The organism is Tautonia plasticadhaerens, from assembly GCF_007752535.1.
GTDB lineage: Bacteria > Planctomycetota > Planctomycetia > Isosphaerales > Isosphaeraceae > Tautonia > Tautonia plasticadhaerens.
Genome location: NZ_CP036426.1, coordinates 3,131,339 through 3,154,797 on the forward strand (window position 1 = coordinate 3,131,339; position 23,459 = coordinate 3,154,797).

At 71.1% G+C, this 23,459-nt stretch carries 21 protein-coding genes and 2 pseudogenes; 3 read left to right on the forward strand and 20 right to left on the reverse strand.

Annotated features, from left to right (window positions below; genetic code table 11):
• Nucleotides 1–10 precede the first annotated feature (10 nt).
• The 3 genes and pseudogenes from ElP_RS12295 to ElP_RS12305 all read right to left on the reverse strand — a co-directional run bounded on the left by ElP_RS12295 (nt 11) and on the right by ElP_RS12305 (nt 3,611).
• Nucleotides 11–817: an IS5 family transposase gene (locus ElP_RS12295; protein WP_145269653.1), complete on the reverse strand. Its 807-nt coding sequence runs from the start codon at nt 815–817 to the stop codon at nt 11–13.
• Nucleotides 818–1,014: 197 nt separating this feature from the next.
• Nucleotides 1,015–2,286: an IS701 family transposase gene (locus tag ElP_RS12300; protein ID WP_145267809.1), complete on the reverse strand. Its 1,272-nt coding sequence runs from the start codon at nt 2,284–2,286 to the stop codon at nt 1,015–1,017.
• A 77-nt stretch (nt 2,287–2,363) separates the two neighbouring features.
• Nucleotides 2,364–3,611, reverse strand: a pseudogene (locus ElP_RS12305) (ISAzo13 family transposase).
• 187 nt (nt 3,612–3,798) lie between these two features.
• Here ElP_RS12305 and ElP_RS12310 point away from each other — a divergent pair.
• Nucleotides 3,799–5,172, forward strand: coding sequence for an IS701 family transposase (locus tag ElP_RS12310; RefSeq protein WP_145269655.1), 1,374 nt, complete (start codon nt 3,799–3,801; stop codon nt 5,170–5,172).
• Between the two features lie 144 nt (nt 5,173–5,316).
• On the opposite strand, the gene ElP_RS12315 is transcribed toward ElP_RS12310, so the two are convergent.
• Nucleotides 5,317–6,168 carry an IS5 family transposase gene (locus ElP_RS12315; RefSeq protein ID WP_197446927.1) on the reverse strand — a complete coding sequence of 284 codons (852 nt, stop codon included), beginning with the start codon at nt 6,166–6,168 and terminating at the stop codon, nt 5,317–5,319.
• Between the two features lie 485 nt (nt 6,169–6,653).
• Between ElP_RS12315 and ElP_RS12320 the strand changes: the two genes are divergently transcribed.
• The gene (locus ElP_RS12320) at nt 6,654–7,892 is read left to right on the forward strand and encodes an ISKra4 family transposase (protein ID WP_145269656.1); all 1,239 of its coding nucleotides are present in this window, start codon (nt 6,654–6,656) and stop codon (nt 7,890–7,892) included.
• Here ElP_RS12320 and ElP_RS12325 read toward each other — a convergent pair.
• Both ElP_RS12325 and ElP_RS12330 read right to left on the reverse strand, forming a co-directional pair.
• Nucleotides 7,781–8,374, reverse strand: coding sequence for a transposase (locus ElP_RS12325; protein ID WP_145269658.1), 594 nt, complete (start codon nt 8,372–8,374; stop codon nt 7,781–7,783). The genes ElP_RS12320 and ElP_RS12325 overlap by 112 nt on opposite strands.
• A 541-nt stretch (nt 8,375–8,915) precedes the next feature.
• Nucleotides 8,916–9,197: a helix-turn-helix domain-containing protein gene (locus tag ElP_RS12330; protein WP_145269659.1), complete on the reverse strand. Its 282-nt coding sequence runs from the start codon at nt 9,195–9,197 to the stop codon at nt 8,916–8,918.
• A gap of 174 nt (nt 9,198–9,371) precedes the next feature.
• On the opposite strand from ElP_RS12330, the gene ElP_RS12335 reads away from it, so the two are divergent.
• Nucleotides 9,372–10,259, forward strand: a complete 888-nt coding sequence (locus ElP_RS12335) for a hypothetical protein (protein WP_145269661.1) — start codon at nt 9,372–9,374, stop codon at nt 10,257–10,259.
• Between the two features lie 7 nt (nt 10,260–10,266).
• Here the strand turns inward: ElP_RS12335 and ElP_RS12340 are convergent, their stop codons facing one another.
• The 14 genes and pseudogenes from ElP_RS12340 to ElP_RS12405 form a co-directional block, all read right to left on the reverse strand.
• The gene (locus ElP_RS12340) at nt 10,267–10,650 is read right to left on the reverse strand and encodes a hypothetical protein (protein ID WP_231749690.1); all 384 of its coding nucleotides are present in this window, start codon (nt 10,648–10,650) and stop codon (nt 10,267–10,269) included.
• Nucleotides 10,608–10,922 carry a hypothetical protein gene (locus tag ElP_RS39575; protein ID WP_231749692.1) on the reverse strand — a complete coding sequence of 105 codons (315 nt, stop codon included), beginning with the start codon at nt 10,920–10,922 and terminating at the stop codon, nt 10,608–10,610. The genes ElP_RS12340 and ElP_RS39575 overlap by 43 nt, the downstream gene beginning before the upstream one ends.
• A gap of 91 nt (nt 10,923–11,013) precedes the next feature.
• Nucleotides 11,014–12,390 carry an IS701 family transposase gene (locus ElP_RS12345; RefSeq protein ID WP_145269662.1) on the reverse strand — a complete coding sequence of 459 codons (1,377 nt, stop codon included), beginning with the start codon at nt 12,388–12,390 and terminating at the stop codon, nt 11,014–11,016.
• Nucleotides 12,391–12,501: 111 nt separating this feature from the next.
• Nucleotides 12,502–13,338 (reverse strand): IS5 family transposase, encoded by an 837-nt coding sequence (locus ElP_RS12350; RefSeq protein WP_197446928.1) that lies wholly within the window; start codon nt 13,336–13,338, stop codon nt 12,502–12,504.
• Nucleotides 13,339–13,395: 57 nt separating this feature from the next.
• Nucleotides 13,396–13,743, reverse strand: a pseudogene (locus ElP_RS12355) (nitrate reductase); the annotation flags it as partial.
• A gap of 29 nt (nt 13,744–13,772) precedes the next feature.
• Entirely contained in the window at nt 13,773–14,339 is a 567-nt protein-coding gene (locus tag ElP_RS12360; protein WP_390836071.1) for an HAD family hydrolase, read from the reverse strand.
• A gap of 105 nt (nt 14,340–14,444) precedes the next feature.
• Nucleotides 14,445–14,954 (reverse strand): DUF2231 domain-containing protein, encoded by a 510-nt coding sequence (locus ElP_RS12370; protein WP_145269671.1) that lies wholly within the window; start codon nt 14,952–14,954, stop codon nt 14,445–14,447.
• A gap of 39 nt (nt 14,955–14,993) precedes the next feature.
• A complete protein-coding gene (locus ElP_RS12375; protein ID WP_145269673.1) occupies nt 14,994–15,539 on the reverse strand; it encodes a hypothetical protein in 546 nt (181 codons plus the stop codon).
• A gap of 16 nt (nt 15,540–15,555) precedes the next feature.
• Nucleotides 15,556–16,995, reverse strand: coding sequence for a PQQ-dependent sugar dehydrogenase (locus ElP_RS12380; RefSeq protein ID WP_145269675.1), 1,440 nt, complete (start codon nt 16,993–16,995; stop codon nt 15,556–15,558).
• A gap of 228 nt (nt 16,996–17,223) precedes the next feature.
• Nucleotides 17,224–18,270 carry an SDR family NAD(P)-dependent oxidoreductase gene (locus ElP_RS12385; protein ID WP_145269676.1) on the reverse strand — a complete coding sequence of 349 codons (1,047 nt, stop codon included), beginning with the start codon at nt 18,268–18,270 and terminating at the stop codon, nt 17,224–17,226.
• Nucleotides 18,271–18,310: 40 nt separating this feature from the next.
• Nucleotides 18,311–20,545 (reverse strand): xanthine dehydrogenase family protein molybdopterin-binding subunit, encoded by a 2,235-nt coding sequence (locus ElP_RS12390; RefSeq protein WP_145269678.1) that lies wholly within the window; start codon nt 20,543–20,545, stop codon nt 18,311–18,313.
• A complete protein-coding gene (locus tag ElP_RS12395) occupies nt 20,542–21,534 on the reverse strand; it encodes an FAD binding domain-containing protein (RefSeq protein WP_145269680.1) in 993 nt (330 codons plus the stop codon). The genes ElP_RS12390 and ElP_RS12395 overlap by 4 nt, the downstream gene beginning before the upstream one ends.
• Entirely contained in the window at nt 21,531–22,067 is a 537-nt protein-coding gene (locus ElP_RS12400; protein WP_145269682.1) for a (2Fe-2S)-binding protein, read from the reverse strand. The genes ElP_RS12395 and ElP_RS12400 overlap by 4 nt, the downstream gene beginning before the upstream one ends.
• Nucleotides 22,068–22,182: 115 nt before the next feature.
• A complete protein-coding gene (locus tag ElP_RS12405) occupies nt 22,183–23,433 on the reverse strand; it encodes a cytochrome P450 (RefSeq protein WP_145269684.1) in 1,251 nt (416 codons plus the stop codon).
• Between the last annotated feature and the right edge of the window lie 26 nt (nt 23,434–23,459).

The following is a 23,459-nucleotide window of genomic DNA, read 5'->3' on the forward strand; positions in this document are numbered from 1 at the left end:
ACCGGGTGAATCACATCACATCCTGGTGGAGGATACGGAAGCAGATGACACAGGCCGCCAGGGTCGTCCAGGCGTCCTGGATCACCCCCAGCCGGTCGTACCGCACCCGCATCCGCCGCAGGCCCTTGATCCAGCCGATCGTCCGCTCCACCACCCAGCGGACCTTGCCCAGCCCGCTGCCGTGCGGTGTCCGACGCTTGGCGATGTGCGGCTCGATGCCCATCCAACGCAGTAACGCCCTCGTCCCCTCGCTGTCGTAGCCCCGGTCGGCATACAGGTCATCCGGCAACTGCTTCGGCCTGCCCGGTTTGCCGGCGACGCTCGGGAAGTCGAGCACCAGCGGGATGATCTGGCGGTGGTCGCTCTCGTTGGCCCCGGCGGTGCGGATCGCCAGCGGCACTCCGGTGCGACTGACCATCACCGTGTGCTTCGTGCCCTTCCTGCTGCGGTCGACGGGGCTCGGGCCGGTCGCCTCGCCGCCGCCGGAGGCCCGCACCGTCACGCCGTCGACGACCACCGTGTCGGTCTCCAGCTTGCCAGCCTTGCGGAGCAGCCTCAGCAGGTCGGCATGGAGGCGGTCCCAGATGCCGGCCTCCTCCCAGGCCCGCAGCCGGCGATGGGCGGTGCGACCTGAGCAGCCGAGTTCCTGCGGGACATCCTCCCAGCGATTGCCGGTGGCCAGGACGAACCAGATGACACGCAGGGCGACCCGGTGCCCGATCGGCGGACGCCCGCCGTAGGGGCCGATGGCCGGTTCCGGCGGCAGGTGGTGGGCAACCAGATCGAAGAACTCGTCCGGCATGTGGGCGCTCGCCATGGTGGTGTCTCCTTCGGTTCGGAGGAAAACAGCACCAGGGCGCAAACTCCATGCCACACGGTTTTGTCAGGGCTTCTAATACTACTCCGTTAGCTTGGTCTTGGAGCGGGTGAGCCAGGGCCGGCAGTGCGCGCAGTCCGGCCGGCTGACCGGCGCCAGCAGCCGCTGCAACGCCCGGCGGATCGCCGGCACCGTGATCACCGGCGCTCGGCCTCCCCCTTTTTGCCCGGCCGGGATCGCCCCCGACGGGCTCGGCGTCGCTCCAGGGTGAGGAACCCGAAGGCCAACATCACCAGGCAGGCGTGATGGTGGAAGCCCCGCCACGAGCGGCCCTCGTGGTGGTCCAGCCCCAGTTCCTCCTTCATCTGCTGGTACCCGAGCTCCACCGGCCAGCGACTCCGCCACAGGCGCACCGCGCGGATCCGGCTGGTATCGGCCGGGAGGTTGCTGAAGGCGTACTTCAGCTTGCCGTCGGCCTGCTCCTCGATCAGCAGCCAGATCGGCTCCGCCCCGGCGCAATCGCCTGTCGCCCATCCCTGGCCCGGCCAAACGCGCAGCCAGGCGAATCGGCCCCACATCGGGCCCTTGGTCCCCTCCCGCCACGTCACCTTCCGGCGCGGCGTCCGCGCCGCCAGCTCCTTCAGGCCCACCGGCCGGGGCGAGCCCTCGGCCAGGCGACGCCGCTTCTGCGGCCGCCCGCCCGTCCCGGCCTTGGGCTCGTCCCACCTCGGCTCCTCGGTGAAGACCAGCATCTCGTCGGTCACGCCGACGACGTAGTGCAGGCCCCGCTCGGCCAGGCCGTCGCGGAACGGGCCCGAGACGCCGTAGCCGCTGTCGGCCACGACGAGCCCGCCCGGCAGCCCTTCGGCGCGGATGCGGTCGAGCAACTCCAGGGCGATCTGACCCTTGGTCAGCGACCGCCGCTCGGCCTCGGGCACCTTGGCCTTATCCAGTCGCTTCGGGTCGGCCAGCCAGCCCTCCGGGAGGTAGAGCCGCATGTTCAGCGGGTAGTGCCCCCTCGGGGCGACGTAGTGGACGCTGACGGCGCACTGGCAGTTGGCCTTCTTGCCCAGGGCGCCGCAGTACTGCCGCTGCACGCCGACGGAGTGCGTGCCCTGCTTGGGGAAGGTGGTGTCATCGATCACGAAGATGCCGGCCGGGTCGGCGAACTTCGCCGCCATCGTGGCCCGGTAGCGGCTCAGGACCGCTTGCTCGTCCCAGGTGCTCTGGCCGAGGAACTGCTGCAGGGCCTGGTCGGGGTCGGCGACGTCGAGCCCCTCCGACAGGGGGACGCGGGCGGCCATCGGCTCGACGCTCTTGCGGTCCCCGTCCTGGACCAGGCCGCGGAGGTAGACGCCGCACCAGGCGGCCTGGCGGGGCCGGTTGAAGTCGGCGCGGAAGGAGGCGGCATACGCGGCGAGGCGGTCGAGGACGTCGGGGTTTAAGTCGGGGGTGTAGGTCCGGTTCATACCCTCGGTACGAACCGCAGCAGTCGATCGTTCGTATGATTTAACGGAGTAGCACTAAGGAGTCTCGCCAAAATAATCTATTCAATTTGCTGCCTCGGGAGGATCGAATAATTCCACTCACCGTGGAACTTGTCACCGTGGAACTTGTCCCGCTTGATGGACAACCCCTCCATCTGCTCGTCGCTGACCTTCCGGCCCGTCAGGTAACTGCCCTCGTCCAACTCCGATCGGATCGCCAAGCCAGTCTTCGTCGTCGTATGCCCGATCAGGTTGACCACCACCTCCCGGCTCACCAGCGGGCGGCCCCGCCAGTTCTCCGTGATGTAGCAGAACATCCGGTGCTCGATCTTGTTCCACTTGCTCGTGACGGGTGGGAAGTGGCACGCCGAGATTCGTAGGCCGGTCACGTCGGCCAAGCCCTGAAGCTCCACCTCCCACAGCCGGCAGCGTGTCCCGTTGGAGCCGCCGCCATCGGCTGTGATCAACAGCCGCTCCGCATGGGGATAGACCCGGTGGCCCATGTTCCGCCACCAGCGACGTAACGTCTCCACGGCGAACTCGGCGGTATCGTGATCGACCCCCACGCTGACCCAGCCGGAGTCGGTCGTCTGGTCGTAGACGCCATAGGGGATGGCCTTGCCCAGGTCCTTCTTGACGAAGTCGCAGACATCCACCCCTTCGGTTTGCCCCTGGGGCTGCCATTCCCGACCGCCGTTGCGGAACTGGCCCACCAATTCCTTCTTCTTGGCATCGACCGACACCACGGGCTGCCCCTGCCTCTGGAACGCCTTGACCCGTCGGTTGATGTGCTGGAACTGGGCATCACGATCGGGGTGGCCTTTACCCTCGATCGTCTTGCGGTTGGATTGCAGGCTGTAGCCCAGCCCGTGGAGGAGGCGGTTGACCGAACGCTCGCTGGCGGCATGCTCTCGGGCCTGGAGTTCGACCGCCAACTTGGCCGCACTCTTACACGTCTAACGCAGCGGCGACATCGGGTCGCCACGGGTCACCGGATCGACCAGGGTCTCAAGGTCACGGAGGAGGTCGGGGTCGTGATCGACCAGGGCCTTCCGTCCACCGCCGGGTCGGCGTACCCGATGGCGTGCGACCTCCCGACCGGTGGGAATGGCCGGGTGACCGAGTTCGGTCAGGCCGGCCTTGATGGTGATGCGAGAGAGTCCGGTGGCCTCGGCGACCTGGGAGATTCCGCCCCAGCCGATGGCTCGTGCTTCGGTAGCGGCCCAGAGGCGTCGAGCCCGCTCATCGAGTACGGGTTCCAGGTTCTCGTACTTCGTCCTGATGGTCTGGACTGCGGCGTCTCGCATGCAAACCATGCTACCGATCGTGGTCAGGAATTGGACAGGTTATTCTGGCGAGACTCCTTAGTCAGTAGTTTCCCCGAAAACCTGCACTCCTACCGGCCTCCTGTTGCATCTTGAGCGGGGCATCTCCCGATCGGACCTTGATGGGTTGATCACCACCTCATCCGGTCCCGCACCAGGAGATGCCCCGATGACCGACGCTACGCTGCTCTGGTCGATCTGGCAAGCACTGCTCGCCCGCTTCGCCTGGGCCTTCAACCGGCCCGGACACCGCCGCTTCGTCGAGTGGGTCACCGGCCTGGCCCTCAACGTCGAGGAGCATACCGTCACGCAGTCGGTCCTGGCCCTCGACCGGCCGGCCGACTGGCGGGCGATGGAACGCTTCGCCGAGTACGGGGCCTGGGATGCCGGGGCCGTCACCCGCAGCCTGACCCGGCTCGTCGAGCAGGCCCCCGGCCGCACCTGGCACGGCTATCACGCCCCGGCGGTCGATGACACCAAGGTCCACCGCTCGGGCAAGCACGTCTGGGGAACCTGCACGTTCCACGAGTACACCGCCCGCTGCCCCAACCGGGCCGCCACCGTCCGGGCCCATAACTGGGTCGTGCTCGGGGCCTTGCTCGATGAGCCCGGTCGGCCCGCCTGGTTCCTGCCGGTCTCGGGACGGCTCTACTTCCGCAAGTCGCAACTGCCGGCCCGGTCGGGGTTCGTCGGGCCGAAGGTGGGCTTCCGCACGAAGTGCGAACTGGCCGTGGAACTGATCCGGGAGCAGGCCCGGATCACCGGCGGGCGGCACCTGGCCGTCTTCGACGGCGGCTACGCCCTGAAGAGCGTGATCCGGCCGCTGGTCACGCCCGAGGGCGACTCGCCCCGCATCGAGTTCCTGACCCGGCTGCGGCACGACGCCCGGCTGCACGCCCCGCCGCCGACCGGACGCCGCGAGGGGCAGCGGGGGCCGATGCCGAAGTGGGGCAAGAAGCTGGAGCCGCCCCGCCGGGGCGGCCGGTGGTCCGGGCCGTGGCACGAGGGGCACGCCCTGGTCTACGGCCGGCGGCGGCGGGTCCGCTGGAAGGAGGTCGTCGGCCGGTGGCGGGTGGCCGGCCATGGGGTGCCCATCAAGGCGGTCGTCGCCTGCGTCGAGGGGTACAAGAAGCGGTTCGCCCTGGTCACCTCGGCCGTGGAGTTGACCGGGCTTCAGATGGTCGAGTTGTTCGCCGCCCGCTTCCGGCAGGAGGACGGATTTCGAGACCTAAAGCAGCGGTTGGGATGGGAGCAGTGCCGGGCCTGGACGAGGAAGCCGATCGAGCGGACGAGCCAGGCCCAGTGGGTGACGATGAGCCTGCTGCGGCTGGCCCAGTTCCGGCTGGAGGCGGCCGGCGAGGTGGGCTGGTGGTTCCGGCCGCCGTGGAACCGCAAGAAGGACCGGCCGAGCGTGCTCGATGTCGAACGACTGCTGCGACGGCACGGCCCGGAAATCCGGCGGCTCCTGTCGGAATGGCTGGGAGAAGGGCGGGAGGACGGTTCGAGGCGGTCGTGCGGCGGGGTCGGCGGGGTCGGCGGGTAGCGATCCGACGCCGACGGGCGTTCGAGGCGGGAAATCCGGGGCCGACCGAGCCACCTCACGGTGCGGGTAGCGGGGAGACGCTACGCACCGCCGGAGATGGGGTGGAGTGATTCGGGGAAACTACTGCTTAGTGAGGGTGAGAGGCTATCCGGAAAGGTAGGCGGCCTGGGGTTTCCTGTACATGAATGGAGCCGGCTTCCGCGTCTCGTCGGGGGCCAGCCTCCGCAGCATCCCCCCGATGGCGCTGATCCGCACCCACGCCCCACTCGACTCGGGATTCCACTCGTAGTCCTTGCTGTGCCGCCGGTCCCGGCCCAGCCACGCGAAACTCCGCTCGGCTACCCATCGCTTCGGCAGCTTCACGAACCCCGCCTCCCCTTCGGGACGCTTGACCACCTCGACCCGGAAGGGGGCCTCCGTCTCCTGGAGCCAGCCGTCCGGCCGCCGGTTGTTGTACTTGGTGTCCCCATAGATCACCTCCAGCCGGGGATACCGCGGCCGGTCCAGCCGCCCCAGGACCTCGGGGGCCGTCGCCCCGTCGTCGGCCGAGGCCGCGGTGATCACCACCGCCAGCAGCAGCCCCAGCGAGTCGAACAGGGCGTGCCGCTTCCGCCCGCGGACCAGCTTGCCGCCGTCGAAGCCCCGCTCGCCGCCGACCTCCGTGCCCTTGACCGTCTGGCTGTCGATGTAGCCGACGCGCGGCGTCGGCTCACGCCCCTTGGCCTCTCGCACCTGCGGGCGGAGGGCGTCGGCGATCCGCTGCCAGGTGCCGTCGTCGCGCCACTGCTGGAAGTCGTCCCAGACGGTGCTCCTGGGCAGCAGGTCGTGCGGCAGCAACTCCCACTGGCAGCCGGTGCGGGCCTGGTACAGCAGGGTGTTGAGCACCTCGCGGATGTCGGTCGCGCGTGGCCGACCGCCGGGCCGGCGGGGCGGGATGAACGGCTCGATGATCGTCCACTGGGCGTCAGTCAGGTCAGTCTTGTAGGGCTTTCGCATCGGGGCGTAGGTGGCTAAACCGTGATGCTGTCTCCTGTTACCGCGGGGATTCTAGGGCCAAGCCGGCTTCCCGGATAGCCTCTGAGCGTCTCGAAAGTCGGTGGAAAATCGCGTACAACGGGGGCCGCTGATGGGTCCGTCCTGATTTCGTCGTCATTTGCCCATCGAGGCCCCCGCATGTCTCTCCCCGAATTGCCCCCCGAGCAAGCCGCCGAAGCCGAGCGCATCTACCAGGCCTTGCGGGCGGCCGGCGATGCCGAGCTGCGCCGGATCGCCCATCCGCTCGCCTCCAAACCCGACGGCCAACTCCTGGGCGAGACCGAGTTCGAGGTCCGCGACCGGGTGCATCGGATCGGAGCCAAGGCCATCGAGACCGCCCTGAACGGGCGCAAAGGGGGGGGGACCGGGGCTCCAGCCTCAGCCGCCCGGCCTGCCGCGGCCCGAGCAAGTCCCAGGGCCGCCGCGACAAGGCCTTCATCAGCCTGATGGGCCCGATTACCCTGGCCGGGCGGGCCTACCACACCTGCCCGGCCTGCCGGACCGGGCACATCCCCATCGACGCCGAGCTGGGGTTGGCCGCCGGCACGCTGACGCCGGGGGAGGAGATCACGACGTGGGCCGGCACCGTCGGCAGCTTCGCCGAGGCGGCCGAGAAGCCGCTGCCGCGGATGGCCGGCCTGCGGCTGGCCGAGTCGACCGTCGAGCGGACGACCGAGGCGGCCGGCGAGCGGCTCAGCGGGCTGTGGGCCGCGGGGCACGCCCTCGGCCCGGCCGCCGACTGGCGGTGGAACCGCGATGCGCGGGGGCGGGCCGTCGGCTACGTCAGCGTCGATGCCGCCGGGCTCGGCATGCCGGGCGACCGCGGCGCCAAGGCCGACGGCCGCATGGCCTCCGTCGGCAAGGTCTTCAACCCCCGCGCCGCGCCGTCCGAGGCGGCCCCGAAGGGGCATCCGCCCGCGGCCCGCTACCAGGCCGGGTTGATGGGCCTCGACGAGTTGGGCGCGCGGATGCGGCGGCAGGCGGCCCAGGTGGGCCTGGACCGGGCCGAGCGGTGGGTGGCGTTGACCGGCGGCGGGGCGGGGCGGGACGGCTTCATGGACGTGTCCTTCCCGCGCGCCGTGCGCGTCCCGGACTTCGACCACGCCGCCGAGCACCTCGGCGACCTGGCCAAGGCGTACTGCGGCGGGGATGCGGAGGCCGCCGGCACGCTGACGGGGCGGTGGAGCCATCGGATGAAGCACGAGGGCGGCGGTGCGATCCCGGCGACGCTGGAGGCATTGGACCTGGGCGGCCGATCGGCCGCGGCCCGCGAGGGGCATCGGCAGGTGAGCGGGTACATCCGGAACAACCTGCACCGGATGGACTACCCGCGGTACCGGGCCGCGGGCTGGCAGATCGGCTCGGGTCACATCGAGGCGGCCTGCAAGACGGTCGTGAACCGGCGACTGAAGCGGAGCGGGATGCGTTGGGGCGGCGACGGGGCGGATGCGGTGTGCCAGCTGCGGGCGTTGTACGAAGGTGAGCCCGGCCAATGGGATGCCTTCTGGTACCGATCCATCAACCGACACACCAACCGTCTACCGACGAAGAAGACGCTCATCCCCTTAGTGGTTCATCCGGCAAGTCGTCTGATACCGGGGACGGCCGCGATGCCCGGCCGGCGGCGCGGCCGGTGTCGCCGTCGGCGGCCCCAGACGAACGGATGCCGATGCCCGTTCCAGTAGGCCGTCGCCTCCTCGGCTGCCCGGCAGACTTCCTCCCAGGTCTCGAACCGACGCCCCTTCAGCGCCAGGCTCCGCGGGACCTCCCACCAGGGTCCGATCAGGTTCAGGTACGCCGCGTACACCGGCCGGGAGACGAGCCCCCACCGCGGGTGAGCCGACGCGAACGGCAGCACATCGGTGGCCCGATGCGCCTGCAGGTTGCCCACGATCGCATAGACGCGTCCCGCCTCCGCCGGGACCCATCCGTCGACCCGGGCGAGGAAGTCGGCCCGGCTCGCCGCACTCCGGCTCGGGTACGGGCGGGTCATCGCCTCGCCGGTGGCCGGGCGGAACGCGCCGAAGATGTACCCCTCGCCGCGGCGGCCGTAGTCGACCTCCTGCCGGGCTCGTTCGGCCGCTCGGGCTTGTCCTTCGGCCCCCGCCCGGGGTTCGGCCCGGACGAGTCGCTGGCCCGGGAAGCTCTTGGCGCTCTCCGGCCCCATCTCGTCGGGGCAGACGACGACGGAGCCCGGCGGCGGCGGCGTGTGGAGCCGTTCGATGATCCCCGTTTTTCGGCGAAGGCGGGATCGACCCGCTCGCCGAACCAGGCCCCCTGATGGCGCCAACGCAGGCCCTCGGCCAGGAGGAGCTCGTCGATGCGGCTGCGCCGGATCGGGATGCCCCTCTGCTCGTTGAGGTAGGCTTGCAGGCGATCGGGCGCCCGGCACGCGAGAGGCAGGCCCAGGCTCCTCGGGTCGGTCGACGCCGCGGCGATCACCTCGGCGCGTCGCTCGGCCGTATAGGGGATCCGATAGCAACGGAGCAAAAACCAACGAACTTGACTCGGAGCACCGGATTCGCCGAGTGGAAGCTTCTCGAAACCCGTCTCCGGCCACCTGATTCGAGAAGTCCCATTCGAGAGCGGTTATCGAGAACGCAGGATCCTGGGAACCAGCGGTTCCCCGCGGAAGTCCTTGCGACCTTTCGAAATCGGTCGTTTGCGAGAGCCGACCGCCCGGAAGATCGTTGGTTTTTGCTCCGTTGCTATCGGATCCCCGTATAGGTCGGTGGGCGCCCGGCCCGGGGCTGGTCCTCCAACCCGTGGAGCCCGCGGTCATCGAAGCGATGGCTCCAGGTGTAGACCGTCGGCCGGGAGACGCCCAGGCCCTCGGCGACCTGGCTGGGTCGCCTTGCGTCGGCGATGGCCAGGAGGATCCGGGCCCGCTCGACGAGGCGGGCCTGGGCGGTCCGAGAGGACGCAAGCTGTTGGAGGGCCTGACGTCCCTCGGGGGTCAGTTCGCGGGGCGTGACTTGGGTGAGGGTCATGGGTGCACCTCCCTTCGCGCGAAGGCCACACCCCTCCTACGTCAGACCGCGGGCGTCAGTCCTCTTGCCGGATGCACCACTTAGCAGGTCAGTCCCAGAACCGCGACGTCCGCGTCGCAGGAGATGACTGTGGTGGTAGGCCCCACGTGCAGAGCCTTCCGAGCTGTCGCACCGATGCTCCTCGCCATCACGCTCGCGCGTTTCGCGGGGGCGCAGGCAACTGCTCCACCCCCGCGTGCCGCCGGGATCGACGCGATCCTCGTGGCCGACACGAGTAACGGGCCGGAGGGCACCGGTGCGAACCTGTTCCTCCTCGAGAGGATGTTCGAGATGGTGCGGGACATGGGCTATGACGTGACCGTGACGGTCCTGTCGGAAGACCGGGCAACCCCGGGGGCGATCGTCCATTCGATCCGCCGGCTCGACCCCGGTAGGATGCGGAACCGGACGCTCTTCGTCTACTACGCCGGCCACGGCGGCACCGATCCCAGGACGGGCCATTTCCTGAGGACCCCCTGGGGCGACCTGTCGAGGGCGGTTCTGCTCGCGGAGGTCCGGGCGAGGTCGCCGAGGCTCTCGCTCGGGATCACCGACTGCTGCAGCACGAGGGCGACGTTCAAGGGATTCCTCCCCCGGGTGCCTTCGCCGCCCGAGCGACGGGCGGTGGAGCACCTGCTCCTCCAACACGTCGGCTGCGTCGACATGAACGCCTCGAGCTACCAGCCGGAGCGGTGGCTCTATCAGGCGGCCTTCTACGACCCGACGGGCGGGATCTTCACGAGGGCGTTCGTCTCGATATTCGACCCGATCCCGCAACCGGCGCCGCAAGTCGGCCCGGTCGCTGCGGGTGAGCCCGACCATGGCGGTTACTATCGGCGTTTCCACGCCGACCACCCCGCGCATCACGACCGGAACGAGGACGGGTTCATCGACTGGACCGAGGCCCGCGGGTATCTGGACGCGACGGTGTCGGCATCATTCCAGGGTTTCCGTGCGGAGGTGCGCTCGGGCAGGATACTCGAAATGGCGAACGCGGCCGATCGGAGACTGCTCGACTCCTAGTGCGGTCTCAAGCGACTTGTTGTGTGATCGGGTCCGATGGCTCGCAGCCGTAGTAGACGCAGACCCGCTCCACGACCTCGGCCGCCGTCAGCTTCCGCTGCGGCTCGACGAGGGCCCGCTTGCCGTGGACCCACTTCGGCTCGATGGCGTTGAGCCACGGGGCCTTCACCGGCAGCCGGCAGGCGACGGTCCTTACGCCCCCCTCGGCCTTCGCCCGGCGGTCGTGCGCCTTGATCCGGGACCGGGCCCGCTTGCCGACGTGCCAGGCGGCGTTGTCCCAGACCGGCGGCAGGGCCGTCTTGCCCTCGGCGGCCAGCCGCTCGCGGGCCCACGCGAGGAAGTCCTCGGTCACCTGGCTGACCGGCCGGCCCCGGACGAACCGCAGCAGCATCCCCCCGGTCTCGCCGCGCAGCAGGCCGTAGCAGGCCGGCGCCTGCCGCGCAGCAGGCCGTAGCAGGCCGGCGCCTCGGGGTCGGGGTCGGGGTCGGGGTCGGTGGCCGGCTCGTGCAGCCGCAGCGGCTCGCCGCCGGCCCAGGCGTGCAGGCCCGGCCGGGCCAGGCGGCTCCACCAGACCTCGCCCTGGAAGCCGAGCACCCAGCCCGGATGGGCCTCCGCCAGGCGGATCAGGCGGTCGCGTGCCCCTGCTATGAGGCCGGTTGTCAAGGGGCGAGATGCGGAGCCCGAGGCGTGGGAGGATCGGCCTGCTATTCGTGCTCGGGGCACAGGTTAGTATTACAGCGCAGGTTCTCTTGCTCTACTTTCCACGCCGCGCTGCCGCAGCACGGCGAGACGCCGCTTGCGATGGCTGGCGGCGGCCCGCCGGTTCCGCTCGCGGCGCCACGCCGACCACCGCAGGATCTCGCCGACGTCCCACGCCCACACCTCCAGCAGGTGAGTCAACAGGGCACGCACCTCCGGCACGCTCATCTGCGACGCTTTTCCCCCCCAGCCGCACCCGCTGGAGCACCAGGAATGCCAGGGCCAGCATCGACAACGCCGTGTGGTGATGCCAGCCGACCCAGCCCCGGGTCTCGTACTCGTCCAGGCCGCATTCCCCCTTGGCCGACTGGATGTCCTCCTCGATCGTCCACCGCGTCGCCCGGACCTGCGCCAACTTCGACAGCGGGACCTCCGCCGGGGCGTGGGAGCGGTGATACTTCAGCTCCGGCTCCTGCCCCAGCGACCGACGCACAAGCAGCCGCTCGCGCGGGCCGGGCAGGCCCCCTTCGCTGAACCAGGCCCACAGCTCGGCGTATTCGTAGACCCGCGGCCCCTGACTCCCCTCGGCCACCGTCAGCCGGCGCCAGGCCGTCGCCGGCAGGGCGGCGACCACCTCGTCGACACGCTTCGCCTCCCCGACGACCAGCGGCTGGGTGCACGGGCGTCCGCGCCTCGGCCTGGGCCGCTCCTCGGGCGGGATCACCCGCGGCTCGCCGGTCCAGACCCGGGCATCGGCCGAGCTGTCCAGCACGTACCGCTTGCCGAGTTGCCGGACGCCCTGCACGAAGGTCGGGCTGTCGCCGTAGACGCCGTCGCCGCCGACCCAGCGGAACGGCACCCCCTCGGCGACCGCGTCGGCGGCCATCGCCAGGGCCAATTCCGGCTTGGTGCGGAAGATCACGCCGGCGGGCACCCCGGCCTCCTCGCGGCGTTCGCCGTCGCCGGCCCACTCCTCGGGCAGGAACAGCCGCCGATCGAGGAAGGTGTGGCCCTTGGCCGAGCAGTAGTCGGCGAAGACGGCGACCTGGCAGTTGTCGGTCCGCCCCAGCGTGCCGGAGTACTGCCGCCTGACGCCGACGGACTTGGTCCCCTTCTTGGGGAACCCGGTCTCGGCGGCATTCCAGGCGGCGTCGTCATCGGCCAGCAGCTCCAGGACCGCGCCGCGCATCTGCCTGAGGATCGCGCCATCGGACCAGGCGCCGGTGCTGATGAAGGCTTGCAGCGAGCGCACCGGGCCGCCGCTGGTCGCCTGGGCGATGTTCTCGATGCTGCGACGCTCGCCGCCGTGGAGCAGCCCCTGGACGAAGCGGCGGGCGTGGGCCCGGTTCTCGTCGCGGCCGAAGAGGGGGGCGAAGCGGTCGAGGAAGCGGTCGAGTTCGGGCTTGAGGGCCAGGAGTTGGTGTTCGTCCACGAGCGATCGCCTCGGGAGGTCCGGCGGGACTCACGAATGATCGCTCTTGTACCCGAAGCCATCGCGGCGTAGAAGAGAGGACCGACCTGCGCTGTAGTATTAGGGTCTGTCTCACGAAGCGAGGAGGCGCTGGCAGCGGCGGATCATGGCCGGCTTGACCATCCCCATGAAGCTCACCGCCGGCTTCTCGTGACGGGTCCCGATCCGCCGGCTCTCCTTGAGCCAGTCGATGCACCGCTCCACCACGTTGCGTCGGCGATCGCTCGCCTCGTCGAAGTGCGGGCTCCGTCGCTGGTCCTTGCGGGTCGGGATCACCGCCTTGGTCCGGCGGCGTCGCAGGTAGCGGCGGACTCGGGGGGAGCTGTGGCCCCTGCCCCCGGCCGGGGCCTTGGGGCGGCTCCTCGGCCGGCCCCGTCCGGCTCGGGGGATCCGCTCGGCCTGGAGCACCGGCTCCCGGCGCTTCGACTCGGGGGCCTGCCCCGGCGAGATCGACGCGGCGCGGGGCGGGCCATCGCCATCGACGATCAGGTGGGGCTTGGTGCCGAAGCCGCCGCGGGACCGGCCCAGGGCATGGTCGCCCGGCTCCCCATCGACGCGCCGCCGGGCCCCGGCCGCCGAGCGGCTGGCCCGGATGCCGCTGCCGTCGACGCACCGCAGGTCGAAGTCCAGCCGCCGGAGCCGGTCCGGCCGGGCGTGGAGCCGGCGACGGACGCGGCCGAGTGGCCCGTCCTCGCTCCGGCGATTGAAGCGGCCGTAGGCCGACTTGCACTTGCCGTCGCGGCCGGGCGGCTCGCGTCGCCGGGCCCCGGTGCGGAGGATCCGACCGATGCCATCGAGGGTGGTGCGGTGGTCATCCCACTGGCCGCCGCGACGGCCGTTGGTCGGTAGCAGGTCCTCGATCCGGGCGTACTGCCCGTCGGTCAACTCGTAGGGGCGTCGGATCCGCACGGCGTCCTCCGCGAAAAGACCACCATGATGACACCTTGTGATTCGTCAGACGGACCCTAGGCCCATCGCCTCGTCCCAGCTCGCCTCGACGAGCCTGCCCCCCCGCCGGACCAGGGGGCGGGTGAGGCGGTCGGGGGCGTTGTTGGCGACCCAGCCGTTGAGCCCCTTGGGGCCGTGCCGGCCGCGGTTGACGTGGTCGTCGACCCGGCCGCGGACCCCAACGATGCGGCCGCCCGTGACGCCGATGTCCAGGGCGCAGCCGTTGGAGCAGAGCACGCAGCAGGACTGGACCCAGCGTTCGGGCGGCTCGCTCGTGTGCACGTCCTCCCGCTCGGGCCAACGGCCCGGGCCGGCATAGGGGGACCGATCTCCCCAGATGTCCCGGATGCTGTCTCGCGTCGGCATCGGTCCCTCCCGGTTGATGCGCCACGACCTCATCCCTCGGGCAGCCGGAGCATCGCCTCGGCCACGCCCGGCAGGGTCTCGGCCCGCACGTCGGGCGGGTCGAAGGCCGGGCTGACGACCCGCTCGTGCCGGCTCACCCATTCGCTCACCAGCCCGGCACGATGCGCCCCGTGGCAGTCCCAGGCGTGGGCGGCGATCAGGCCCAGCCGCCCGGGCTCGACCCCAATCGCCCCAGCCGCGTGCCGGTAGACCTCGGCCCGGGGCTTCCAGGTGCCGACCTCGTCGATCGAGACGACCCGCTCGACCTGCCCGAGCAGCCCGGACCCATCCAGGAGGTTGCGCGTATTCGCATCGCCCCCGTTGGTGAGTACGATCACGCGCACGCCGTCGAGCAGCCGGGCCATCGCCTCGCCGGTGTCCGGCCGGGCGGGCAGGCGGGTGAAGTGGTCCAGGACGCTCGAGATGCGGTCGGGGGCGGCCGGGAGGCCGTGCTCCGCCAGCAGCCCTCGGAGCGCCCCGAGGCGACCTCGGCGAACGGCCGGAACGCCCCGGTGGCGACCAGGGCGAACCCGTCGCGCAGGATGCGAGCGAACCAGGCCCCCAGGGTGCCCGGGGGCAGGCCGAAGGCCCCGCGCGGCACGCCGAGCGGCTCGAGCGCGAACAGCGTCCCGATCACGTCGAAGGCGAAGGCCGAAGGTCGGTCAGGCATGGCGGGACGCCCCTCGGCCGGGGGCCGCGTGGGTCAGCGAGTTCGGCGCGTCGAGGTGCGCGCCCGGGTCGACGCCGACGCCCAGGCGGTCGACCAGCTCCCCGCCCAGCCAGGCCGTCACCCCGCCGACCAGCAGGCCGCCGACCGAGAGCAGCAGCGCCAGACCGGAAGGCGCGCCGGGGTCGTCCCACCGCAGGATCCAGCTCAGGCCGAACAGGCCGATCACGCCGAGGGCGTTGCCCAGCCCGTGCCAGAGGCCGACCGCCTTGGCCCGGGTGCCGCCGGGGATGGCAAACCAGTCGATCCAGCCGGGGACCGCCGCGACCACCCCGCCGATCAGCCCCGAGGCGATCATCCAGTAGGAGATGTCCGCCCAGCGCGGGTCCCGCCCCCCGAAGTAGTGGATGCCGTCGAAGACGACCGATGTCACCAGCAGGCCGAGGGGGAAGACGATGAGCATCTGGTGCAGTGGGTGTCCGAGGAACTTCGCGCGGCTTTCCATCGGGGGCTCCGGGGGGTCGGTGCGGTTGCGGGGCTCAGCTCAGGCGTCCAGGCCAAGGAGGATGGCCATCGGCCCCATCTCGAGCATGTATTCCTGGATCAGCAATTGATCCTTCGTCTTCTCGGCGACGAGCCGGAAGCAGGGGTCGGCCAGCTCCGGCAGGCCGAGGGCGTAGCCGAGCTGCTCGGCGACCGCGAAGGCGCCGATGGCGTCCTGGTTGGCCAGTAGGAGCTGTCGCACATCCCTCCAGTTGCCGCGGGCCCCGCCGGAACGCCCGACCACGTCGGCCACCAGCTCGGCCCCCTTCGCCAGCACCGCCCCGGCGGTGGAGCGCCCGGCCGTCGGCTCCCGGCCGAGCACGAGGAACAGCCCGCGGGCCTGCTCCTCGTGCTCGGCCGCCCGCCCTGCGATCTCGCGGAGGTATTCCCTGATGTGCGGCTCCTCGATCTTGCCGGCGGCGTCCTCGGCGTACGTCCGGAACTTCTCCTGGGACATCAGCAGGTTGCCCAGCCAGGCCGAGGCGCGATCGAGCTGATCGGCCCAGGTCTCCTCGTCGAGTTCCAACAGCAATGGCCCGTCGGTCATCGTCCGTCCTCCCTGGTCAGATCCGGGTCAGGCGCCAGAGCACGCCAGTGCGGGCGTAGGCGACGACGTGGGTGGGGGCGACCGCGGTGACGCCGAAGTCCAGCAGGTACAGGCTCCGGCCGTCGGGGTGGAACTTGCAGTCGACCGGCCGCTCGATCCCCCCCGAGCCCGGGTGCGCCGAGGCCGGGCCGGGCCGGCGGTTGCGAAGGAAGGCCTCGCCGCTGCCCGAATCCACGTCGACCTTGGTGATGCAGAAGCCCCGCGTCAGGGCGTTTGGGTCGGGGGTGTTCAGCGGGGCATAGGTGCCGAAGCTGGCCACGAACAAGGCGCGGCGGTGGCCGAAGGCGTCGGACCGGCAGAACTCCATGTGGCAGAAGCAGGTGTGGGGCTTCTCCAGGTAGGTGGCCGGCCCGGCCCAGGGGGGCGGGTCGGCGATCAGCCGCTCGGCAGCCTTGCCCTTGGCCGGCCGGTGCGACTCGTGATCGACCGGCAGTCCGTCGGCACACATGTCGGGGAAGCCGTACCAGTCGGGCGTCGAGACCGACCCATGCGGCGTCCGGGCGTTCCGGATGTGCCAGACCCGGTCCGGGTCGTCGGCGATGGCCCGCTCGCCCTTCTCCTCCAGGTCGTTGTCCGAGGCGTACAGCTCGCCCTGCTCGCTGAAGGCCAGCCCGTACGGGTTGCGCAGGCCCCAGGCGAGCAGCTCCAGCCCGCTGCCGTCGGGGTGGCAGCGCCACAGCCCGCTGCTGCACTTGAGGTGCCCCCTAATTACCTCCCCCTTCTCGGCCCGACGGCCGAAGGGCTTGAAGGGACCCGTCTCGGCGAGGTAGGGGAAGGGTGCGGTCGGGTTGCGGCTCCAGACGTTGTTTCCGGTCAGGGTGACGTCCTGGCCGGGCACGTCGCAGGCCGTCGGGTGCTTGGCCAGGTCGACGGTGAAGCCGGCCGGCAGGCAGACGCCGTTCTGGCTGACCGAGCCGTTGCCGAAGTAGAGCAGGCCGTCGGGCCCGAACACCGGGTCGCTCGGCTCGTGCCAGCCGCCGCTGGGCAGGCCGTCGACGATCGTCGTCCGCTCGCCGGTGGATGGGTCGATCCGATCGACGTGGGCGTGCCGGCCGCCCTTGACCGTCACGTAGAGCGTGCCGTCTCGCCAGGTGACGCCGCGGGGGCCGCCGAGGACCTCGCTCGCGATCTCGTCCATCGCCCCGGTCGCCGTGTCGAGCCGCAGGATCCGGGCCCGCATGTAGGGGCGGGTCGGCCAGGTGCTCCCCCCCTCCAGGAGGAACAGCGAGCCATCGGGGGCGAACCCCATCCCGCAGGGGAAGGAGAGGCCCACCAGCACTGGCTCCAGCTCATAGCCCTCGGGCACCTCGACGTCGGCCGGGTCGACCACCGGCCGTGCGGTCGTGGGGAGCGACCGGAGCGCATCCCAGGAGGTTCGGGTGACGGTCACCGGCATGTCGATCCTCCGATTTCGGGTGGGCAATGAGGCGGCCGAGCCGGGCCGCGACCGCCACGGTGTCGACGGGCGGCGGGAAGTCCGGCGAGGAAGCCCGCATGCCCCATGCCATGGGCAATTTCCACGGGCCTCGTTCCGCCGTGGTTTCCGGCGACGCGATCAGCCGAGCGGAACAGGTCACGCACCTCGACCTCGGCAAGGGGGCAGGCGTCGCGGAGACGGTGCCACTCAGGCGGGCGCGGGCCGGTAACGCGCCTCGTCCGCCGCGGACCCCGATCCCAGTGCCCGGACCCGCTCGTCTCGGCTGCCCGCCACCACCTCGGCCCCGAGGGACATCTTCGAGGTCCGCCCGGGCGGGCCCGTCGGGGGCAGGCGGCGGTCGACCACGGCGAGGGCATGCGACATCAGGTTCGGCGCCACGCCCTGCGCCCGCTGCATCAGCCAGGACAGCGGGGTGACGGCCCGCTCCGGGTCGCCGTGCTCGGCCGCCGAGACGACCGTCCGGGCGGCCCGGCCGGTGTCGGTCGCCGACCAGGGGGAGGTGAGCGAGCGGGCGAACCAGGCGAACTCCTCCTCGGCCCGGCCGTTGAAGTGGACGTGCAGCGGCGCCCCGTCGTCCAGCGGCGGCGGCGTGACGGTGCTCACGCGGATGCCGTCCTTGGCCAGCTCGGCGGCCAGCGTCCCGGACCATCCGGTCGCGGCGAACTTGCCGGCGTTGTAGGCCGCCTGGTGGGGGTTGGGCACCTTGCCGCCGATCGAGGTGACGTTGACGATCCGCCCGAAGCGTCGGGACCGCATGTGCGGCAGGACGGCCATCGTCGGGTGGTACTGCGACCAGAAGATGTTGCGCAGGGCGTACTCGACGTCTTCGGCCTGCAGCTCGGCGGCCGGGCCGACGAAGCACTGGCCGGCGTTGTTGACCAGCACGCCGATCGTGCCGAAGCGGTCGAGCACCCGGGCCACGAATGCCCCGACCTGCCCCGGGTCGCTCGCGTCGCAGGACATCCCGAAGGCATCGGCGCCCCGGCGGCGGAAGTCGGCCACGGCGCGGTCGATCACCTCGCCGTCGCGGCCGCAGATCGCCAGCCGGCAGCCGCGACGGAGGAACTCCTCGGCGATCGCGAAGCCGAGGCCACGGCCGCCGCCGGTGATGACCACGACCCTTCCACTCAGGTCGACCCGCCTGGCCGCTCTCGCCAACGCCGCGGCGGCGATGCCGACCCCCGCGACGACCCCGACCGTAGCCAGCAGGCTGATGTCGGTGCGATCCTTCATCGGTCCGTCCTCCTCGTCTCCGCGTGTAGGCCGGCCGCGCTCAGAGGAGCTTGTCCGGCGTGATCGGCAGGTCTCGGATCCGTCTCCCGGTGGCGTGGTAGACGGCGTTGGCGACGGCCGCCGCGACGCCGACGATGCCGATCTCCCCCAGCCCCTTCACGCCGATCGGGCTGGCGACCTCGTCGTGCTCCTCCACGAAGATCACGTCGATGGGGCCGACGTCGGCGTGGACCGGTACGTGGTACTCGGCGTAGTCGTGGTTCATGAACCGGCCGAGACGGTGGTCGAGGACGCTCTCCTCCTCCAGCGCCATCCCGATGCCCATCACGACCCCGCCGAGCACCTGGCTCCCCGCCGTCTTCGGGTTCAGGATCGTCCCGGCGGCGACCGCGATGACCACCCGGGGGACGAGGGCCATGCCCAGATCCTTGTCCACCTTCACCTCCACGAAAATCGCGGAGTGCGTATATCTGGCGAAGGGCTTCTGCTTCGACGAGTCCGGTTTGGCCTGCACCTGCTCCTCGATGACGTCGACCTTGCCCTGCCGCATCGCCTCGACGATGGGGACGCCGCGGTAGGGGTCGTGGGCGAGGCGGACCTGGCCGTCGGCGAAGGTCACGTCGTCGATCGAGGCGGCGGCCAGCGGCGAGCCGTCGACCGATCGGGCCAGCTCGAGGACACGCCTGCGGACCGCCAGGCAGGCGTCGTGGACCGCGGTCCCGATCGTCGCGGCGGTCCACGAGCCGCCCTCGACCGGGGAGGTCGGAAGGGCGGAGTCGCCCAGGAGGAACGTCACGTCGTCGATCGGCAGGCCGAGGGCCTCGGCGGCGAGCTGGGTCATCACCGTGTAGGTGCCGGTCCCGATGTCGGCCGTGGCGCTGGAGACGGTCAGCGTGCCGTCGGCCGTCAGCACGGCCCTCGCGGCGGCCGAGCCCTGCTGGGCCTCCCAGACGCCCGAGGCCATGCCCCAGCCGATGAGGGCGTCCCCCTCGCGCATCGAGCCGACCTCGGGGTTGCGACGCGACCACCCGAACCGCTCGGCGGCCTGCGCGTAGCAGGCGCGCAGCTCCTTGCTGGAGAACGGCTTGCCGGAGCTGCCATCGACGTCGGCGTAATTCTTCAGGCGAAGCTCGGCCGGGTCCATGCCGAGCGAGACCGCCAGCTCGTCCATGGCCGATTCCAGGGCGAAGACGCCCGTCGCGGCCCCGGGGGCGCGCATGTCGATCGGCGTCGGGAGGTCGAGCTGCGTGACCTTGTGGTCGAGCATCACGTTGTCGCAGCGGTAGAGCAGGCCCGACCAGAGGACCATGTTCTCCACGTAGTCCTCGTGCCGGGAGGTCTCGGCGGTCCCCGTATGGATGATCGCCTCCAGCGTCCCGTCGGGCGCGGCCCCCAGGGCCACGCGCTGCACCACCGCGGGCCGGTGGCCGAAGGAGAACATCTGCTGGCGCGTGAGCGTCACCCGCACCGATCGCCCCAGCTGCTTCGCCGCCAGGACCGCCAGGAACACCTGGTATTGCGGCCGCAGGCCGGAGCCGAACGCCCCGCCGACGAACGGCGAGAGGACGCGGATCTCGCCCTCGGAGAGCTTGAAGACCTTCATCAAGTAGTCGCGGACGTTCTGGGACCCCTGCGTCTTGTCGTAGACGGTGATCTTGCCGCCGCCGTCCCAGACGGCCGTCGAGCCGAACATCTCCATCGGGTTGTGGTGCTCGACGGGCAGGGTGTACGTCTCGTCGACCTTGAACGCGGCCGAGGCCAACGCCCGTTCGGCGTGCCCCCGGGACTTCGGGGGAATGTAGCCGGTCTTGTTCGTGTTCGGCTCGCGGGCTCGGTCGAGGTGTTGCTCCAGCGACGTTTCGTGCGGCTCGGCGTCGTACTCGACCCGCACGAGCGAGGCCGCGTATCGGGCCAGCTCGAACGTCTCGGCGACGACCAGGGCGATCGGCTGGCCGCTGTACTGGATCGTGTTGTCGTAGAGCGGCCGGAAGGGCGAGCCCGCCGGGGCGACCTCGTCGTAGTAATTACGGTCGAACCACGGGAGGCGCATCCGGTTCTCGTGCGTGAGGACCTCGATCACCCCGTCGAGCTTCAACGCCTCACCGGCGTCGATCGCCCTGATCTTGCCCCGGGCGATGGCGCCGGAGATGACGTACCCGTGGGCCAGGCCCGGGACGTTGTACTCGGCGGCGTACTTCGCCGCGCCGGTGACCTTGGCGCGGCCGTCGACGCGGCTGATCGGCCGCCCGACGTAGGCCGTCTCCGGTGCCTTCATGAGGACCTCCCGATCCCGGCGGCCCTCCGCAGGGCGCGGACGATGACCCGCCTCGCCAGCTCGATCTTGAACGTGTTGTGGCCGAAGCCGGCGGCGCCCGTCAGCGCCGCTTCGGCGGCCCTCCGGAAGGCGTCGTCGTCAGGTTGCTGGCCCCGCAGCAGGGCCTCAGCCTCGGCGACACGCCACGGCTTGTGCGCCACGCCGCCGAGGGCCAGTCGTGCCTCGGCGATCCGGCCGCCGTCGATCTCCAGCGCCGCGGCGGCCGAGGCCAGCGCGAAGGCGTAGGAGTGGCGGTCGCGGGCCTTGACGTAGGCGTGGTGGTCGGGGAACCCCTTCGCGGGCAACTCGACGGCCGTGATCAGCTCGCCGGGCCCGAGGTTCGAATCTATTTGAGGCGAGTCGCCGGGCAGGCGGTGGAACTCGGCGAGGGGGATCGACCGCGCCCCAGACGGGCCCTCGACCTGCACGACCGCCTCCAGGGCGGCCAGGGCGACGCACATGTCCGAGGGGTGGGTGGCGATGCAGTGCTCGCTCGTCCCGAGGATCGCGTGGTTGCGGTTGAACCCGTCGATCGCCGAGCAGCCGGCCCCGGGGTCACGCTTGTTGCAGGGCGTGGCGACGTCGTAGAAGTAGTAGCACCGGGTGCGTTGCAGGAGGTTCCCGCCCGTGGTTGCCATGTTGCGGAGCTGGGGCGAGGCGCCGGCAAGGATGGCCTCGGCGAGCAGGGGATACCGCAATTCGACCAGCGGGTGGGCGGCCACGTCGGCGTTCGTGACCAACGCCCCGATTCGAAGGCCGCCGTCGTGCTCCGCCACCTCGTGCAGCGGGAGGCCGTTGACGTCGACCAGCCGGACGGGTCGCTCGACCCCCGCCTTCATCAGGTCGAGCAGGTTCGTCCCGCCTCCGATGAACCGCGTGCCGTCGCCCCGCGTCGCCTCGCCCACGGCCGAGGCCACGTCGTCGACGCGCACGAACAAGAAGGGGTTCATCGACGTGCCTCCCCCGCCATCTCCCCCATCGCCTGCTCGACGGCCGAGAGGATGTTCACGTAGGCGCCGCAGCGGCAGATGTTGCCGCTCATCTGCTCGCGGATCTCGTCGGCCGACCGGGCCCGTCCCTCGGCGATCATCCCCAAGGCGGAGCAGATCTGCCCCGGCGTGCAGTAGCCGCACTGGTAGGCGTCGCGGTCGAGGAAAGCCTGCTGCATCGGGTGCAGCTCGTCGGGGCCGGCGAGGCCCTCGATGGTCGTCACCTCGGCGCCGTCCTTCATGACGACGAGCGTCAGGCAGGAGTTGATCCGACGGCCGTCGACCAACACGGTGCAGGACCCGCACTGGCCGTGATCGCACCCCTTCTTCGTGCCGGTCAGGTCCAGGTGCTCGCGCAGGGCGTCCAGCAGCGTCGTCCACGGCGCGACGTCGAGTTGCCGCTCGACGCCGTTGACCCGCAGGACGACCGAGCACCGCTCCGACGCCGAGGGGCCGGCCCCCGCGGGCGCCCCGTCCTCGTTGCGATGGTCCATGAAAGCCTCGGCGTAGATGGCCCGCGAAGCGGCCCGGATGGCGACGCCCGTCACCCCGCCCGTCGCGGGGCGAATTCATCGAAGGGCCGGCAAATGACGTGCCTCGCGACCGGCATCATCCGGCCTCCCGGGCCTCCTCGATGACGAACCGGCTCCGCGGCAGGGCCGGGAGCCTCGATCGCTCGATCTGCAGGTCCTGCCCCGGCACCCGATAGGTGATCCGCCGGGCGAGGAGATCCACCGCCACCTTCGTCAGCTCGATGGTGATCCACTCGCCCGCGCAGCGGTGGTCCCGGAAGTGGTCGCCGCCGCCCTGCGGGATGAGCTCGAAGGGGCCCACCTCACGCCCCCGGAAGCGATCCGGCCGGAACTCCTCCGGGTCGTCCCAGAGCCGGGCATCGTGGTCGGTGCCGTGCAGGTCGAGCATGACCAGCCGCCCGCCGGGGAATCGGTAGCCCTTCCACTCGAAGTCGTGCCGCACCCGAGCCGCGACGGCGGGGAAGAAGGGATAGAACCGCCGGACCTCCTGAACGAACCACTCGTCGTGGCCGGCCTCGCCGGCCCGGAGCCTCGCCCGGCAGCCCGGATGCCGGTGCAGCGCCAGGGCGGCGAAGGTGACGTAGACGGCGATGGCGACGGTCGGCCTCAGGACGTTCAGCAGCTCGACGGCGGCCTCGTGGCGGCCGAGGAGAGCCCCGCCCGGGTCCCGATGCCGCGCGATGATGTGGGCGGCACTCGACTCCGGCGGGTCGAGGCGACCGGCACGGACCCGGTCGATGATGCCGCCGGCCCAGGCGTTTGCCCGCTTGCGGTTCACGCGGGCCCACCAGTGCCCCGGCCCGACGAGGCTCCCCTGGTCGAACAACGCGGTCAGTTCCCTCGTCCGCTTCGGGACCTCGGACTCATCGAGCGGGAGCCCGGCCCACGCGCAGACGGCCCGGGTCAGCACCTCACTCGCCTCGTCGTACAGCACGACCCGACCCCTCGACGCCCACCGTCGCGAGGCGCGTCGCCATTCGTCGCCCGTCCGGCCGGCGAGGTCGGCGATCCGTCCCGGGGTCATCAGGGACATGAACATCGCCTTGCGGTGGCGGTGTGCCTCGCCGTCCAGGCCCTGCACGCCCCCGCGGCCGAACAGCGTCTTCTGAACCCGACCGGGCGGTGCCCCCCGCCTGATGAAGCGGTCGGGGTCGTAGAACAGGGCGGCCGCCTCCCGGCCCGTCATGCAGATGGTCCGCCGCAGGAAGAGCCGGGCCTCGAAGAGGTCGGAACCGTGGCGGCGGCACCGCTCGGGGATGAATCCGTAGGGGTCCCGGAGCAAGGCGATCGAACTCTCCGGGCTCCGGTCGCGCGGGATCATTGGCATCGGGCCGTCCTTGAAGTTGGGGAAGT